The organism is Pontibacter brevis (assembly GCF_054779655.1).
Genome location: NZ_BAAGXV010000090.1, coordinates 339,633 through 354,771 on the forward strand (window position 1 = coordinate 339,633; position 15,139 = coordinate 354,771).

A 15,139-nucleotide genomic window follows, 5' to 3' on the forward strand; every position below is an offset into this window, starting at 1 on the left:
AAGCACGGCCCCGGCTGCGCCTTCTGATTCCTAACCTCTAGCGATTTTTAAATTACCTTGGAAGATAAATCTAAAAACAGTGGTGTAGTATTAGACGCTGACGTGCTGAAGCGGCTGTTCAAGTTTGTGACGCCTTACCTGAGGACTTTTTACTTTATTGTTTTCCTGACTTTTGCCTCCGCTATCCTGGCGGCACTGCGCCCTTTCCTGATTCAGTACACGGTGGACAACGAGATCCTGAACAACGATTGGGAAGGCCTGAACCGCATGTTCGTGATACTGGGCGTGCTGTTGGTGGTGCATGCCATTGTGCAGTACCTGCACACCTATTTTGCCGGCTGGCTGGGGCAAAACGTGGTGCGCGACATACGCATCAAGCTCTACCGCCACATACTGGACCTGCGCCTGAAGTTCTTCGACAGAACCCCTATCGGCACGCTTGTTACCCGCAACGTGTCGGATGTGGAGACCCTCTCAGACGTGTTCAGCGAAGGGCTGGCCGCCATGATCGGCGACATTCTGCAGCTGGTGTTTATCGTGGGCTTTATGTTTTACATTGACTGGGAGCTGACGCTGGTGAGTCTCTCCACATTCCCAATCATGATCATCAGCACCTATATCTTTAAAGAAAAGATAAAAGGCACCTTCCAGGAGGTGCGCACGGCGGTGGCCAAGCTGAACTCTTTTGTGCAGGAGCATATCACCGGCATGAGCATCGTGCAGATCTTCAACAATGAAGAGCGTGAGATGGAGAAATTCAGGGAGATAAACAAGGAGCATACCCGCGCCAACATCCGCTCTGTACTGTACTACTCTATCTACTTTCCGGTGGCGGAGATTATCGGAGCGGCCGGCCTGGGACTGCTGGTGTGGTATGGTGCCCATGGCGTAATAGAGGATGAAACGTCGCTCGGCACCCTGATGGCTTTTATCCTGTACATCCAGATGTTTTTCCGCCCGATCCGGATGATCGCAGACCGCTTCAACACCCTGCAGTTGGGCGTGGTGAGCACAGAGCGCCTCATGCGCCTGCTGGACAGCAAAGAGATGATTCCGGACAACGGAAGCTATGCACCGGAGAAAATACGAGGCAATGTGAAATTTCAGAACGTGTGGTTTGCCTATAAGGACGAAGACTGGGTGCTGCGCGATTTATCCTTCGAAGTGAAAGCCGGACAGACAGTGGCTTTTGTGGGCGCCACCGGTGCCGGCAAAACCTCGGTTATTAACCTGCTGAACCGCTTCTACGACATCAACAAAGGAAACATCATCATAGATGGGCATGACCTGCAGGAGTATGACCTGAGTGTGCTGCGCCACCATATTGGTGTGGTGCTGCAGGATGTGTTCCTTTTCTCCGGATCCATAGCCGATAACATCACCCTGGGGAACAAAGCTATCACCGAAGAGCAAATCTGGGAAGCCGCCGATTTGGTGGGCGCGCGTAAATTCATAGAGCGCCTGCCCGGCGGGCTTGATTACCAGGTCATGGAGCGCGGCGCCACCTTGTCGGTAGGGCAGCGCCAGCTGATCTCGTTTGTGCGGGCCATGGTGTACAGCCCGGAGGTTATTATCCTGGACGAAGCCACCTCCAGCGTAGACTCAGAGACAGAGGAGCTGATACAGTACGCGATTGACCAGTTGATGCATGGGCGTACCTCCATTGTTATCGCGCACCGCCTGTCTACTATTCAGAAAGCAGATAAAATAATTGTGCTGGATAGAGGGGAACTAAAAGAGATGGGCACACACGAAGAGTTGCTGGAGCTGAACGGCTACTATGCGCAGCTCCACAAGATGCAGTACAAGAACATGATTGACCTATGAAAAAATTCTTCTACATAATGGCCGGTTTTGCCATTATCATGCTGGTGCTATACACGTATATCGGTGGTTTTACGGCACCGGAAGTTTCTGTTATCACCTCCGAAACCAAATATGTGGCAGGTCAACCTTATGTTGGGTCTATAGAAGATGAGGCGCTGGGCAAAGCGTTCCAGAGAGCAGCCGAAGTGCTGGAGAAAAAGGAGCTGGAGGGCATGCTGGGTAATATCTACTACAACGACCCGGATAAAAGTGGCGATAGCCTGAGAGCGTTTGTTGGCATCTTTGTGCCAGACACAACTAATATAACCTTGCCCGCAGGCTATGAGCTGCGTACTGTGCCGGGAGGCAGGAAGGTAATCCATGCAGAAGTGAGTGCAAGTGTAGTAGTGGCGCCCAAGAAGCTTTATGCGGCTGTTTTTGACTATGCCCGGGAAGAGAACCTGAAACTGGAGGATTTCTTCGTGGAGTGGTTTCCGGAAGAAGACAGAGGCGTGGTAGAGGTGCCGGTAAGGCCCTAATATTTAAGTTTGCAAGTAGTGGAAAAGGTATATCTTTGAGAGAAAGAGAATAACCGTGCGGCTATTACTCCGGCAACAATAGCAAAATGTACTTTGGGCAAGAAAGCAGAGGCTAAAAAAGAACAGATACTGCAATCAGCAAAAGCAGTGTTTGGCAGGTTGGGCTACAGCAAAGCCACGCTCGACGATATTGCCGAGTCTATCGGCATGAAAAAGCCTTCGCTGTATTACTATTATAAAAGTAAGGAGCTGTTGTTCATAGAGGCTTTTTCGCAGGAGTGGCGGGACAGCCTGTCGCGCATCAAGCGTATTGCCGAGCATGAGCCTAATCCGCGCGAGCGGCTGCTGCTATACATGCGCTCCTCCTTACGCTACTACCAGGAGATAGTGACGCAGCACACCATATCTATCAGGGTGCTGATCGAGACCCGGGTTACTTTCCAGGAACTGTTCCGGGAGTCGAGGGGCAAAGAATCAAACTACTACGCTACCGTGATAAAAGAAGGCATCAGCAACGGGATGTTTCTGCCATGCGAGGCGGAGCGCGTGGGGTACTCCATTATGGTGGTAAAAGACCTCATCCAGTTTGAAGAGTTCCAGCGGGCTGACTACCACAAGCTGCCTTCCATTGACTTTCAGAAAATAGAGCGGGATGTTCTGTTTACCGTAGCCCTCATCCTCAACGGCATCAGCAGGGATAAGGAAATTGCCGGGTGTTAATTGTTGATTGCCGGGGTATGTTTGGTAGCCGTCAAGTACTTCCTCTAACCAAATTTTTAACAATCAACAATTAACAAATAAGCAATTTAAGGCTGTGTCGCCTTGAATTCGTCTAGTTTTGCTTTCAGCGCCTCGACATCGGCGTGGTGCCCTTTGGCTACTTCTGCGGCATCAAGCTCCAGCAGCATATTTTTCATCTGCCCCAGGTAAGCGGCCTTGTCTTTCTTCAGGCAGCCTTTCTGGCCATCCTGACAGGTGCCGTCTTCGCTCATTGGCTTAAACATACTGCCTTCACCATAGATGAGCCACTGGGGGTTCAGGTCTTCGAAATGCTTTACAATGGCTACCAACTCATCTAATGCGTAATTCTTGCCGCATATTATGTTTGAGAGTGTTGTCTCATCACTGCCGGTCATGGATTTTAACTGCTCCATCTCCAGTTCTTTCAGGTTGGTGTAAAACCGGAATCTTTTGCCGATTTGTTGTAAGTCAACAGCCATAAGTAAAGGGTTTTTAGTTTTTTAAAATGCTATACGTGGATATAACAGATTCTGTCCCAAAAAAATCCCTCAAAGTGTTTTCAATAGCCTAAGCTACCCGTGCAAGGGTAAACGGCTGTAAAAAAATGGCTAACCTATTCCGTGTCTTCTGATTGCAGCTGGCGCTCATACAGCACCTTGTAGAGGCCTTCCTCGTTTATCAGCTGCTCATGCGTGCCGTGCTGCACGATTTCCCCATCTTCCATTACCAGGATACTATCGGCCAGCTTTACCGACGAAACCCGGTGTGAGATAATGATGCTCGTGCGGTTGTGCATGATGCGGCGCAGGCTGTTGAGGATCGCGTTCTCTGTTTTAGTGTCTACTGCTGAGAGGGAATCGTCGAGGATGAGGATGCTTGGCTCGCGTACCAGTGCCCGCGCAATAGACACCCGCTGCTTCTGGCCTCCTGATAAGGTAATTCCCCGCTCACCCAGCTTCGTTTCAAACTTTTCCGGGAAGCGCACGATGTTCTCATACACGTCGGCATCTTTTGCAGACTGCACCATCTGCTCTTCCGTGATTTCCGGAAGGCCAAAGCCAATGTTGTTGCTGATGGTGTCGGAGAAAAGGAACACATCCTGCGGCACGTAACCGAACTGGCTGCGGAGGCTCCTGATGTTATAGTCGCGCACATCGATGCCGTCAATCAGGATGCGGCCACCGGTCACATCATACATACGCGGCAGCAGGTTGGCAATGGTGCTCTTGCCGGAGCCGGTGTTGCCGATGATGGCCAGCGTCTCGCCATGGTTGATGCCGAACGACACCCGCTTCAGCGCGTGGATGTTGGTGTCAGGGTAAATAAAGTCCACATTCTCGAACACAATGTCTCCTTTAATGGGCTTGCTGATGTTTTTACGGGAAACAATGTCGTTTTTGGTGTTGAGGAACTCGTTGATGCGCTGCTGCGATGCCGCCGCCCGCTGCACCAGGCTGGCGGTCCAGCCGAGGGAGGTAACCGGCCACGTGAGCATGTTCACATAAATGATGAACTCCGCAATGTTACCGGTGGTGATGCTGCCGTTGATAACCTCCTGCCCTCCGATATACACGGTAATAATAGTGCTGAGGCCCACCAGGAACAGGACGAGCGGGAAGAACAGCGAGTTCACGAAGTTCAGCTCCAGTGATTTGTCCCGGTATTTGTTGCTGGCTGTGGTGAAGTTATTGTGCGAGTCCTCTTCGCGCACAAAAGACTTCAGTACCCGGATGCCGGAGAATGCCTCCTGCACAAAAGTAGTAATGCCCGAAAGGCTCTTCTGAATCTCGTCTGACTTGCGCTGGATAATGTTGTTGACGTAATAAATGCTGATAGCCAGGATAGGCAGTGGGATTAGGGTATACACCGTCAGTTTCACGTTCACAGACAGCATGTACGGAATCACCATCACGAATAATATAATTAGGTTGACACCGTACATAATGGCCGGGCCAAGGTACATTCGCACACGGCTTACGTCTTCAGAGATGCGCGACATCAGGTCTCCTGTGTTGTTTTTGCGGTAAAAGCTGAGCGGCAGGCTCTGGTAGTGTGCGTAGATGTCGTTCTTCAGGTCATTCTCTATCAGGCGGCTCATCACGATGATGGTTTGCCGCACAAAAAACAGGAAAACACCGCGCAGCAGGGCCATGACCAGGATAATCACTCCGTACATGAGAATGCTGTTAGCGAAAATATCATATACCAGTTCCTGCTGGCCCAGGCCCTCGTACATGCCGTACAGGTTAATGCCCTCCCTGATCAGGTTAAAAGCGTGGCGCACCACCTGGGCAGGTAAAATCTGGAAAAAGTTTGAAATGATGGTAAATACAATGCCCAGCAGGAGCCTGTACTTATACCGGAGTAAATATTTATTAAGGTAACGTAAGGATTTCACAGTATATATTTAAAGCCTTTGGGCTTTTACGTAGTCTGACAAAGTACAAATTGAAATACAAAAAAAAAGAATTAATTTCGCAGCGCGAAAGGGGGAGGGGGTACCAGGTGCCTCACTCGCAAAGATAGAACAACCCATAATCAAACTCTATAAATGGTCGAATTAAAAGAAGTTGAGCTGAAGAAAGACAAGTCAGTCTTTGACCTGATTACAGAACACAACCACGAGAAAGTTGTTTTCTGTCACGACAAAGATACTGGCTTGAAGGCCATTATTGGAATCCACAACACGGTGCTTGGCCCTGCCCTGGGCGGCACGCGCATGTGGTCTTACGCTTCTGAGGCAGAGGCGTTGGATGATGTGCTGCGACTTTCGCGGGGGATGACCTACAAAGCCGCCATTTCCGGCCTTAACCTGGGCGGCGGAAAAGCAGTGATTATCGGTGACGCTAAAAAAGACAAAAACGAAGCTTTGCTTCGCAAGTTCGGCCGTTTCGTTAAAAACCTGAACGGCGCTTATATTACTGCCGAGGATGTGGGCATGACCACCAAAGATATGGAATACATCCGGATGGAAACAGAGCATGTGACTGGCCTGCCTGAGGCAATGGGTGGCAGTGGCGATCCGTCTCCGGTAACAGCTTACGGCACTTATATGGGTATGAAAGCTGCTGCAAAGAAAGCTTTTGGCTCAGATGCACTCGAAGGCAAAAAAATAGCGGTGCAGGGCGTTGGCCATGTGGGGGCATACCTGGTAGAGCTGCTGTCGAAAGAGAATGCCGATATCGTTATTACGGATATCTACGAAGACCGCGTGCGGGAGGTGTCGAAGAAGTATGGCACCAAGGTGGTGAGCATGGAGGAGGTATATGACCTTGATATAGACATTTACTCACCCTGTGCGTTAGGTGGTACCATCAACAACACGACCATCGATCGCCTGAAGTGCAGGGTAATTGCCGGCTGCGCCAACAACCAGCTGCGCGATGAGCATGTGCATGGGCCGGCGCTGGCAGAGAAAGGCATCGTATACGCGCCCGATTTCCTGATTAATGCAGGCGGCCTGATTAACGTGTATTCTGAGCTGGCCGGTTATAACCGCGACAGCGCTTACGCGCAGACAGAGCGCATTTACGGCTATACCCTGGATATTTTTGTGCTTGCCGAGAAAGAAGGCATCCATACGCAGCAGGCAGCCATGAGGCTGGCCGAAAAGCGCATCGAGAGCATTGGCAAGGTCCGTGCTACTTTCTAAATGCAAGGTGCACCGCAGCAAGCAAGAAGCAGGCACTATAGGCGCTGCCGCATGCTGCAGCAGGCTTTTATACTAGTGCCGGTATCTGCGGAACTATAGCGGGCTTTCTTCTCTTTAGAAGGGAGCCGTTTTAAAACAGCAGGCCGCGATGGCCTGTTACAACTGAAATTTATTTACCCAACATACGTTCTTTCAAATATGCTTAACCGCAGAACACTACGAATAAAGGCGATGCAGGCTATTTACGCCTATAAACAAGCCGTAGGTTCCGATTATCTACTGGCCTTAGACCAGATAGGCGAGGACTTTGCTCCAGACCTGAACTCCATGGAGGTACAGGACAGAAAGCTGCTGGAAGGCAGAAAGCAGATTGCCACGCTGCTCTTTAAAGAGTGGTACGAGACCCAGCAGTTCGAGACAGAGGAGTCGGACAAGGAGACAATCGATGCGGTAAACAGAGCCATTGCGTATTACCAGAACCTCACTAAAAAGGATTACACCTATTACGGTAACCAGATGCTGAGTGCGGTGGAGCGTATTTACGACCATTACCTGGGCACCCTGCAGATACTGGAGGTAATTGTGGGCCTGATAGAAGAGGAGGAAGAAAAGAAAGAGAAGCGCTTTACGGCTGCAAGCGGCCCTGATGTAAAGCGGTTTCTGCAGAACCACGTGGTGCAACGCCTGCTTCAGAGCAAGTCATACCAGCAGCACATCATCCGGCGCAACATCAGCTGGGGTTCCGATATCAGCGAAATACGGGCAGTTTACAAGAACATTCTGAAGCAGGACGAGGCCTTTCTGAACTACCTGTCGTTGCCGAATCCAAGCCTTGAAGACGACCTGGAGATAGTGAAACATATTTTTAAAAACATTATCTTTAAAGAAAAAAACTTACAATCTTTGTTTGAAGAGCAGGATCTGAACTGGGTTGAAAACAAGGCAATTGTCAAGAGCCTTGTCAACAAAACCATCAAGATTTTCGGCGAAGAGGCAGAAGGAGAGGTGCAATTGCTGGACCTGTCTGCCAACTGGGAAGACGACAAAGCCTTTTTTGAGGAGCTGTATTTCCAGACCGTGCAGGAGGAAGATAAGTATGAAGCCATGATCTCTGAGAGCGTGAAGAACTGGGATGTGGAGCGCGTGGCAATGCTGGATAAAATCATTCTGAAGATGGCACTTTGCGAAATGCACATCTTCCGCAGCATACCGGTTAAAGTAACCATCAACGAGTACATCGAGATTTCGAAGCTGTACAGCACACCAAAGAGCAAGCAGTTTATCAATGGCGTACTGGATAAAATGGCACAGGAACTGACCTCAAGAGGCGAGATCCGGAAGTCGGGCCGTGGCTTGATTGATAATAAATAGCGCTACCCGGCAGGAGTGACCTCAATGCCGTAATTGCCGTAAGTAAATGAGAATTCGTCTCTGACGTAAATAAGCATATACAAACTATGAGTAAAAAGACAACCGTTCTATTGGCTTTCACATCGGGTGCGGCCGTAGGTGCCGTAGCTGGCATCCTTTTTGCGCCTGAGAAAGGAAGAGAAACCCGTTACTGGCTAAGCTACCGTTTAGAGAAATACCGCGACACCTTGGCAGACCTGACGCAGCAGCTGATGGCTAGAAGCGAGAACATGCCAACCAACGCTAAGTCGGAAGGCCAGCGGGTAATCCAGGATGCGAAAGACAAAGCAGAAAAATTGCTGGGAGATGTAGACTCTCTCATAAACGAAATTAACAGCCGGAAAGAACTATAACGCATGAAACAAGTAACCCTAATACCCGGAGACGGGATAGGCCCTGAAATCACAGAAGCTGTTAAAGCTATCTTCAATGCTGCCAACGTGCCTGTAACCTGGGACGAAGAAAACGCTGGGCAGACTACCTTTGATGCCATCGGTGAATTGATACCCTCAACGCTGATTGCTTCTCTCAAGAATAACAAAGTTGCCTTAAAAGGCCCGATTACCACGCCAGTGGGCAAAGGCTTTAAAAGCGTGAATGTGCAGCTGCGCCAGATGTTTGACCTGTACTCAAACGTAAGGCCTGCCAAAACCACGCCGGGCGTAAACACGCGCTTTGAAAACGTAAACTCTGTGCTGTTCCGTGAGAATACCGAAGGCCTGTATTCCGGCCTGGAAGTGTTTGATGAGCGCCTGCAGATAGCAGACTCTATTTCCCGCGTTACCCGCGAGGGCTGCGAGAAAATTGTGCGTGCCGCATTTGAGTATGCCACCAAGCACGGATGCAAGAGAGTGACAGCTGTGCATAAAGCCAACATCCTGAAGCATGCCGGCGCTTTGTTCCTGAACGTGTTCAGAGAAATTGCCAAGGACTATCCAAACCTGCAGGCCGACGATATTATCATCGATAACATGTGCATGCAGCTGGTGGTAAAGCCGGAGCAGTTCGATGTGATTGTAACAACAAACCTTTTCGGTGATATTCTGTCAGACCTTTGTGCCGGACTTGTGGGTGGCCTTGGCGTAGTGGCCGGTGCCAACATAGGTGATGAAATGGCCATTTTCGAGGCGGTGCACGGATCCGCTCCGGATATTGCTGGCAAAGGAATTGCTAACCCTACAGCGTTGTTGCGCTCTGCCATTATGATGCTGCACCACCTGGAGTTGAAAGACGAGGCCAATCGCATTGAAGCAGCGCTGGAGGCTACTTTGGCTATCAAAGAAGAGTGCACCGGTGACCTGGGAGGTAAAGCCAACACCATGCAATTTGCGCAGAATATCATCTCGAAATTATAATTGCAGAACCCTTTACATTTAATCATATGAAAAAGAGCCTGATTTTAGCAGCAAGCTTTGCTGTAGCTGTTTTCACAACAAGCTGCGATAACAACGCAGGAAACGACACAGTAACAAACAATGAGGCAACGGCAACACAACCGGCAGCACAGTCTCAGCCAATAGAGAACCCTAATGTTGCAACAGAGGGGGAGGCCGCGCCATCAGCCAATGCGCCTGTTATGAGCTTCGAGCAAACGGAGTATGACTTTGGCACTGTAAAGCAGGGCGAGGTGGTAAACCATACGTTTGAATTTACAAATACCGGAAGTACACCGCTTGTAATCGAGAACGCTTCAGCAACATGTGGTTGCACCGTGCCTGACTGGACACGTGAACCAGTAGCGCCAGGCGAGAAAGGACAAATTGCTGTTCAGTTTAACACCTCAGGCAAAATGGGCCAGCAAAACCCAACTGTTACCGTGCGTGCCAACACGCAGCCGGATATTGTAAAAGTATCCATGAAGGGTAATGTAGAATCCAGCAGCATTCCAACTGCCGGTGCCGACGGGCCTGTACGCCGCAACTAAAATTTGCACTGTTGTTTAAATGGTGTCTGGATTCCGCTTGCAAGCGGAATCCAGACACCATTTAAACGCACACACCACTTTTGTATGAAAAATATATTATTGCAGACACCCGATGCGGGTATGCTGCCACAATTGCTCATGTTCGGGGCAATTATTCTCGTGTTCTATTTCTTCATGATCAGGCCACAGCAGAAAAAAGCAAGTGAGCAGAAGAAGTTTCGTGAAGAGCTTACCAAGGGCATGTATGTTGTAACCATTGGAGGCCTCCATGGTAAACTGGTAGCAATAGAGGGCGAGACAGTGACAATAGAGGTGGACAGAGGTGTGCGCCTGTTGTTTGATAAAGCTTCTGTTTCGATGGAAGCTACTATGAAGATGCAAAAACCTAAAGACATTGCCGGTTGAGAAAGCAAAAAATATAGTTGAATGGTTTATGAGGCCATTTCAGCCACGGACAAAGCAATACTGGCGAATTGTATTGCTTTGTTTTGTGGCGGCTTCTACCTTTTGGCTGCTCAACGCGCTGAATAAAAGCTACTCCACACAAACCACTTATCCCATCCGGTTTGTGTATGACCAGAACAGACTCATTCCTATACAGCCACTGCCGGAAGAGGTTGCTATCAACGTGACCGGCACAGGCTGGAAACTGCTGCGCAAGGTGCTGCGGCTGGAACTGCAGCCCGCAGAAATCTATATCCGCAGTGTGCCCCGTAATAACTACCTGCCAGGCTCTGCCCTACGCCCCGCTTTGGTGAACGCCCTTAACGGGTTGCAACTGAACTTTGTGGTAACGGATACCATCTTCTTTAACTTTGATGCCAAGGTAAGTGAGCGTATTCCGTTGCGCCTGGAGCCAAACCAGACCCTGACAGATGAAAATCATGTTGTTGTTGGTCCGGTGCGTATTACCCCCGATTCTGTCACATTCACAGGGCCTTCATCACTTATCGACAGCCTGCCAAATCCTTTTCCGTTGAGCCTGTCAGAAAACAGGGCTCTGTCGGAATCTTCCCGCATTTCTGTGCCCATTGACTATAACTATGAGTCGCTGATAAAGTCGAGTGTAGAAGAGGCAGAAGTAGCCGTAACAGTGCGAAACCTTGTGCAGCAGGAACGGCAGGTGACTCCTGAACTGATAAATGTGCCGGATGGCATGCGGCTTTCTGTACGGCCACCACTTGCTATGGTACGGTACCAGGTACTGCAGGACTCCGTACCGCTGCTGAACCGGAATCTTTTCAGGGTGATTTTAGACTACAGCAAGTTTAACCCGCAGGACTCTACCATAGCACCAGAGCTGGTGCAAAAGCCGACGGGTACCCGGCGCGCAACGCTATGGCCGGATCGCTTTAAAGTAGTGGAGGTAGAAAGGTAAATAGTAAAACATGCTGAAGATAGGTATAACCGGAGGAATAGGAGTAGGCAAGACAGTGGTAAGCCGTGTCTTCGCCCTTTTGGGCGTGCCTGTCTATGATTCTGATGCCCGCGCCAAGTGGGTGATGCGGCATGATACGGTGCTTCGGCAGGAACTTATAGCAGCATATGGAGCTGAGGCCTTTACTGAGGCAGGGGAATTAAACCGCACTTACCTGGCCTCTGTCGTTTTCAACAACCCCGATCGGCTGGAACAGTTAAATGGCCTCGTGCATCCGCATGTGCGCAACGATTTCACGAAATGGGCCGCCCAGCATGCTGACAAGCCTTATGTGCTCAAAGAAGCTGCCCTGATGTACGAGTCAGAGGCCTGGAAGCAGATGGATCAGATCATCACAGTCTTTGCTCCCATGGATGTACGCATCAAACGGTTACTCGCGCGCGATACCCACCGGACAGAGGAGGACATCCGCAACATCATTGGCAAGCAACTGAGCGAGGAGGAGCGGATGTCGCGTGCAGAACATATTATCTACAACGATGATCAGCAACTGATCATCCCACAGGTGCTGAAACTGCATGAGCAGCTAAGCACATCAGCAACTACAAAATAAATCTTTCAGGTGATGCTTTTGGCGTCCGCTAAGGTATTAGCGAAGCAGGATACTATTGCCCGTTTTCTGGCGTTGCCTTCATAGGGCTACGGCAGGAAGAATGAAAGTGAAAGGGAAAAAGAGGAGTATGCAGAAAAGTACGGACATAAAAAAAGGACAACTTTGCAGTTGTCCTTTTGTGGGGCGTACTGGATTCGAACCAGTGACCCCCTGCTTGTAAGGCAGGTGCTCTGAACCAGCTGAGCTAACACCCCTTTTTTTGTTTTCGTTGACCTTTTGTCCCCGTTTGATGATGCAAATATGGGGCATATTTTTTTAACTGCAAAACATTCGCAAAAAAAATCTTAAATTTTTTTTCTGCGTGTAGCGCCTATTGTTCCCGTATTATAACTGCTGTACCTTTATCTTTTTATAAGGTGCTATAAATCTGAACTTTCGCTTGGTGAGAAAAGGAGTTGTAAAAAAAGTGCTATTTTATTCGGTTGCTGTAGTGGTGGCCGTAATGGGAATGGCATTGGCGTTGGTGTACACGTACCAGGACAAAATTATCGAGCTTTTTGTGGCCGAGGCTAATAAGCACATCAAAACCAAAGTAGAGGTAGGGCAGATATCGCTCTCCCTGTTCGATAAGTTTCCGCAGGTAGCCGTTAGCCTGAATCAGGTAAACGTGCACGAGGGCCTTCCGGAAAGCCAGGAGTCGCTGGCGCGGGCCGACAAGCTGTATTTCACCTTCAGCCTGTTGGATGTGCTGCGGGGCAAGTACAGCGTAAAGCAGTTTTACATGGAAAAGGGTGAGGTGTACGTGAAGGTGCTGCCAGACGGAAGTGTAAATTACCAGGTCATCCATACAGACACGACTTCCTCAGATGAAGAGGACTTCTCCTTTGACCTGGAGAAGATAAGCCTTTCGGAAGTTGCCGTGCATTACATTGACCAGCAACTGCAGCAGACCTATGCTGTGGATGCTCATGAACTGGCGGCAGCCCTGGCTATCTCCCCGGAGACAATAGCCATTGAAGCAGAAGGCAGTACCACCATCCACACCATCAAGGTAGGTACAGGAGAATACTTTAAGGGCAAAAAAGTTGATGTAGCCACAGTGCTAAGTATTAATCGTGCCGCAGAAACTATTTTGCTGCAGCCATCTGCGGTGCTGATAGAAGGTGCAGCGTACGAAGTGGGGGGCACCGTTGGCTATGCCGGCACCACGACCTTAGACCTGAAGCTGGACGGCAAGAACACGAATGTGCAGTCGCTGTTGTCGTTGTTGCCGCAAGACATTACACAGGAGTTCCGGCAATACCGCAGCGAGGGTGACATCTATTTTCATGGCACGGTGAAAGGCAACGTATCATCAAAAGAAACGCCGCTGATAACCTTTAGCTTTGGTGCCCGCGATGCTTCTTTCTACCACCCCGATGTAAAGCAGCGGGTAGAGAAAATAAACCTGACAGGCAGCTTTACGAACGGCGAGAAAAAAAATGCCACCACATCAGCGCTGGAGCTGAAAAGCCTGAGTGGTGTGCTGAACGGCCGGCCTTTTAAGGGTAACCTCACCTACCGGAATTTCAACAACCCCAATATTGCGTTTGATGTACAGGGGATGCTGGATGTGGGGTATGTGCTGGGGCTGGCAAAAATGGAGCAGGTACGTAGTGGCAGCGGATTGGCAGATGTGCGTATCGCCTTTTCCGGTAACTTAAATGAGTTCAAAGCCCGCCCGGGCAATAGCACCCTCAACACTACCGGAGATGTTACACTGCACAATGTGTCGCTGACCATGCAGGACCTGCCAATGCCACTCAGCAACCTGAGCGGTAACTTTATGTTTAAGCGCAACGATGTGGCCGTGTCTGATTTCAAAGGTAAGCTGGGCGAGTCCGATTTTGTGGTGAACGGCATGTTTAAGAATGTGATGGCCTGGCTGCTCCTGGAGCGGCAGCGCCTGTTGGTAGAGGCAGACTTCAAAAGCAACTACCTTAACTTTAACCAACTGCTGAGCGAGGAACTGAACACGGCGGAGGCGGAACGCAAAGGCAGTAGCGACAGCTATAAATTTGCAATATCGCCGAACATCGCCTTCGACCTGAGTGCTTCTATTGATCAGCTGCGTTTCAGGCGCTTTAAGGGCAAAAACGTGCAGGGAGAGGTAAAGCTCCTGAACCAGGTGCTAACAACGCCTAACATCTCTTTCAGGGCCGTTGGCGGTGACTTTGCTGTGCGTGGCACCCTCGATGCCCGCACCCGCGATCATATTAAGGTCAGCACAGCCACAAAGCTTAATAACATGAGCGTAGACAGCCTCTTCTACGTCTTTGAGAACTTCCACCAGAATTTTATAGAAGAACGCCACCTGCGGGGCCAGCTTACCGCTAATATTGTGTCAGATGTGTTCTTCGACAGCCAGCTTAACCCGAAGACGAACCTGCTGCAGGCCGAAATAGACGCCACCGTGCGCAATGGGCAGTTGATTAACTTTGCCCCTATGCAAAAGATGTCTGCGTTCGTAAAACGCTCTGAGCTGGCCAATATGCGCTTTGCGGAGCTGCACAACAGCTTCTGGATACAGCAGCGTACCATTTACATCCCGGAGATGGATATCCGCTCTAACGTTTCGGCCGCGCCGGTGGTCTCCATATCCGGTACCCACACCTTCGACCAGCTGATGGATTATAAGATAAAGCTGCCGCTTTTCGGGAGCCGCCGACCGGATAAGGACGCCGTGTTTGGTGTGGTGGCAGAAGACCCTGACGCTGGTAACAGCAGCCTCTTTCTAACACTGAAAGGCAATGAGGATGACTTCAAGATTGCCTATGATAATGAGCGCGTGCGCCAGAAGGTAAAAGCGGACCTGAAAGAGGAGGGACAGGAACTGAAAGACTTGCTGCGGGGTAAGAAACCAAAGTCGAAAGAGGAAAAGAAGGTAGAACTGCAGGAAGGAGAGTATTTCGACTTCAACTAATCTTTGGCGAAGTAAGGAAAGGCTGACTCCCTGAAGCAGTTTCTCCTGCTTTTATGTCCTATCCGGAAGAGGGCCTGCTATATCGTTAATTTTGTATTTAACCTACACTTACTG

General features: G+C 49.8%; 14 protein-coding genes and 1 tRNA gene. 12 read left to right on the forward strand and 3 right to left on the reverse strand.

The annotated features are described in order from the left end of the window. The first annotated feature begins 57 nt into the window (after window positions 1-57). From ACYVB1_RS22350 to ACYVB1_RS22360, 3 genes are all read left to right on the forward strand, one after another. Window positions 58-1,827 (forward strand): ABC transporter ATP-binding protein, encoded by a 1,770-nt coding sequence (locus ACYVB1_RS22350; RefSeq protein WP_460926036.1) that lies wholly within the window; start codon window positions 58-60, stop codon window positions 1,825-1,827. After that, window positions 1,824-2,345 carry a GyrI-like domain-containing protein gene (locus tag ACYVB1_RS22355; RefSeq protein ID WP_460926037.1) on the forward strand — a complete coding sequence of 174 codons (522 nt, stop codon included), beginning with the start codon at window positions 1,824-1,826 and terminating at the stop codon, window positions 2,343-2,345. Before ACYVB1_RS22350 ends, ACYVB1_RS22355 begins: the two co-directional genes overlap by 4 nt. 93 nt (window positions 2,346-2,438) lie before the next feature. After that, a complete protein-coding gene (locus ACYVB1_RS22360; RefSeq protein ID WP_460926038.1) occupies window positions 2,439-3,065 on the forward strand; it encodes a TetR/AcrR family transcriptional regulator in 627 nt (208 codons plus the stop codon). Between the two features lie 86 nt (window positions 3,066-3,151). On the opposite strand, the gene ACYVB1_RS22365 is transcribed toward ACYVB1_RS22360, so the two are convergent. Both ACYVB1_RS22365 and ACYVB1_RS22370 read right to left on the reverse strand, forming a co-directional pair. After that, entirely contained in the window at window positions 3,152-3,565 is a 414-nt protein-coding gene (locus ACYVB1_RS22365) for a hypothetical protein (RefSeq protein WP_460926039.1), read from the reverse strand. Window positions 3,566-3,699: 134 nt separating this feature from the next. Further along, window positions 3,700-5,484: an ABC transporter ATP-binding protein gene (locus tag ACYVB1_RS22370; RefSeq protein ID WP_460926040.1), complete on the reverse strand. Its 1,785-nt coding sequence runs from the start codon at window positions 5,482-5,484 to the stop codon at window positions 3,700-3,702. Between the two features lie 153 nt (window positions 5,485-5,637). Here ACYVB1_RS22370 and ACYVB1_RS22375 point away from each other — a divergent pair, with 153 nt between their 5' ends. The 8 genes from ACYVB1_RS22375 (at window position 5,638) to coaE (ending at window position 12,063) form a co-directional block, all read left to right on the forward strand. After that, entirely contained in the window at window positions 5,638-6,738 is a 1,101-nt protein-coding gene (locus ACYVB1_RS22375; protein ID WP_460926041.1) for a Glu/Leu/Phe/Val family dehydrogenase, read from the forward strand. A gap of 198 nt (window positions 6,739-6,936) precedes the next feature. Beyond that, window positions 6,937-8,109 (forward strand): transcription antitermination factor NusB, encoded by a 1,173-nt coding sequence (gene nusB, locus ACYVB1_RS22380; protein ID WP_460926042.1) that lies wholly within the window; start codon window positions 6,937-6,939, stop codon window positions 8,107-8,109. A gap of 86 nt (window positions 8,110-8,195) precedes the next feature. Further along, complete coding sequence (locus tag ACYVB1_RS22385) at window positions 8,196-8,501, forward strand: YtxH domain-containing protein (protein WP_460926043.1); 306 nt, start codon at window positions 8,196-8,198, stop codon at window positions 8,499-8,501. 3 nt (window positions 8,502-8,504) lie between these two features. Beyond that, window positions 8,505-9,503 carry an isocitrate/isopropylmalate dehydrogenase family protein gene (locus tag ACYVB1_RS22390; protein WP_460926044.1) on the forward strand — a complete coding sequence of 333 codons (999 nt, stop codon included), beginning with the start codon at window positions 8,505-8,507 and terminating at the stop codon, window positions 9,501-9,503. A 26-nt stretch (window positions 9,504-9,529) separates the two neighbouring features. Continuing rightward, entirely contained in the window at window positions 9,530-10,072 is a 543-nt protein-coding gene (locus tag ACYVB1_RS22395; RefSeq protein WP_460926045.1) for a DUF1573 domain-containing protein, read from the forward strand. A gap of 84 nt (window positions 10,073-10,156) precedes the next feature. After that, complete coding sequence (yajC, locus tag ACYVB1_RS22400; protein WP_460926046.1) at window positions 10,157-10,477, forward strand: preprotein translocase subunit YajC; 321 nt, start codon at window positions 10,157-10,159, stop codon at window positions 10,475-10,477. Window positions 10,478-10,505: 28 nt separating this feature from the next. Next, window positions 10,506-11,450 carry a YbbR-like domain-containing protein gene (locus tag ACYVB1_RS22405; RefSeq protein ID WP_460926047.1) on the forward strand — a complete coding sequence of 315 codons (945 nt, stop codon included), beginning with the start codon at window positions 10,506-10,508 and terminating at the stop codon, window positions 11,448-11,450. 10 nt (window positions 11,451-11,460) lie between these two features. Continuing rightward, the gene (gene coaE / locus ACYVB1_RS22410) at window positions 11,461-12,063 is read left to right on the forward strand and encodes a dephospho-CoA kinase (protein ID WP_460926048.1); all 603 of its coding nucleotides are present in this window, start codon (window positions 11,461-11,463) and stop codon (window positions 12,061-12,063) included. Window positions 12,064-12,242: 179 nt separating this feature from the next. Here the strand turns inward: coaE and ACYVB1_RS22415 are convergent. Then, window positions 12,243-12,317 (reverse strand) — tRNA-Val (locus ACYVB1_RS22415). Between the two features lie 212 nt (window positions 12,318-12,529). On the opposite strand from ACYVB1_RS22415, the gene ACYVB1_RS22420 reads away from it, so the two are divergent. Next, window positions 12,530-15,025, forward strand: a complete 2,496-nt coding sequence (locus ACYVB1_RS22420; protein WP_460926049.1) for an AsmA-like C-terminal region-containing protein — start codon at window positions 12,530-12,532, stop codon at window positions 15,023-15,025. Window positions 15,026-15,139: the final 114 nt, after the last annotated feature.

Excerpts from the sequence above, each read along its gene's own strand:
- yajC (WP_460926046.1), top strand. The coding sequence starts at position 10,157 with ATGAAAAATATATTATTGCAGACACCCGATGCGGGTATGCTGCCACAA.
- ACYVB1_RS22375 (WP_460926041.1), top strand. The coding sequence starts at position 5,638 with ATGGTCGAATTAAAAGAAGTTGAGCTGAAGAAAGACAAGTCAGTCTTT.
- ACYVB1_RS22355 (WP_460926037.1), top strand. The coding sequence starts at position 1,824 with ATGAAAAAATTCTTCTACATAATGGCCGGTTTTGCCATTATCATGCTG.
- ACYVB1_RS22405 (WP_460926047.1), top strand. The coding sequence starts at position 10,506 with ATGAGGCCATTTCAGCCACGGACAAAGCAATACTGGCGAATTGTATTG.
- coaE (WP_460926048.1), top strand. The coding sequence starts at position 11,461 with ATGCTGAAGATAGGTATAACCGGAGGAATAGGAGTAGGCAAGACAGTG.
- ACYVB1_RS22390 (WP_460926044.1), top strand. The coding sequence starts at position 8,505 with ATGAAACAAGTAACCCTAATACCCGGAGACGGGATAGGCCCTGAAATC.
- nusB (WP_460926042.1), top strand. The coding sequence starts at position 6,937 with ATGCTTAACCGCAGAACACTACGAATAAAGGCGATGCAGGCTATTTAC.
- ACYVB1_RS22385 (WP_460926043.1), top strand. The coding sequence starts at position 8,196 with ATGAGTAAAAAGACAACCGTTCTATTGGCTTTCACATCGGGTGCGGCC.
- ACYVB1_RS22365 (WP_460926039.1), bottom strand. The coding sequence starts at position 3,565 with ATGGCTGTTGACTTACAACAAATCGGCAAAAGATTCCGGTTTTACACC.
- ACYVB1_RS22395 (WP_460926045.1), top strand. The coding sequence starts at position 9,530 with ATGAAAAAGAGCCTGATTTTAGCAGCAAGCTTTGCTGTAGCTGTTTTC.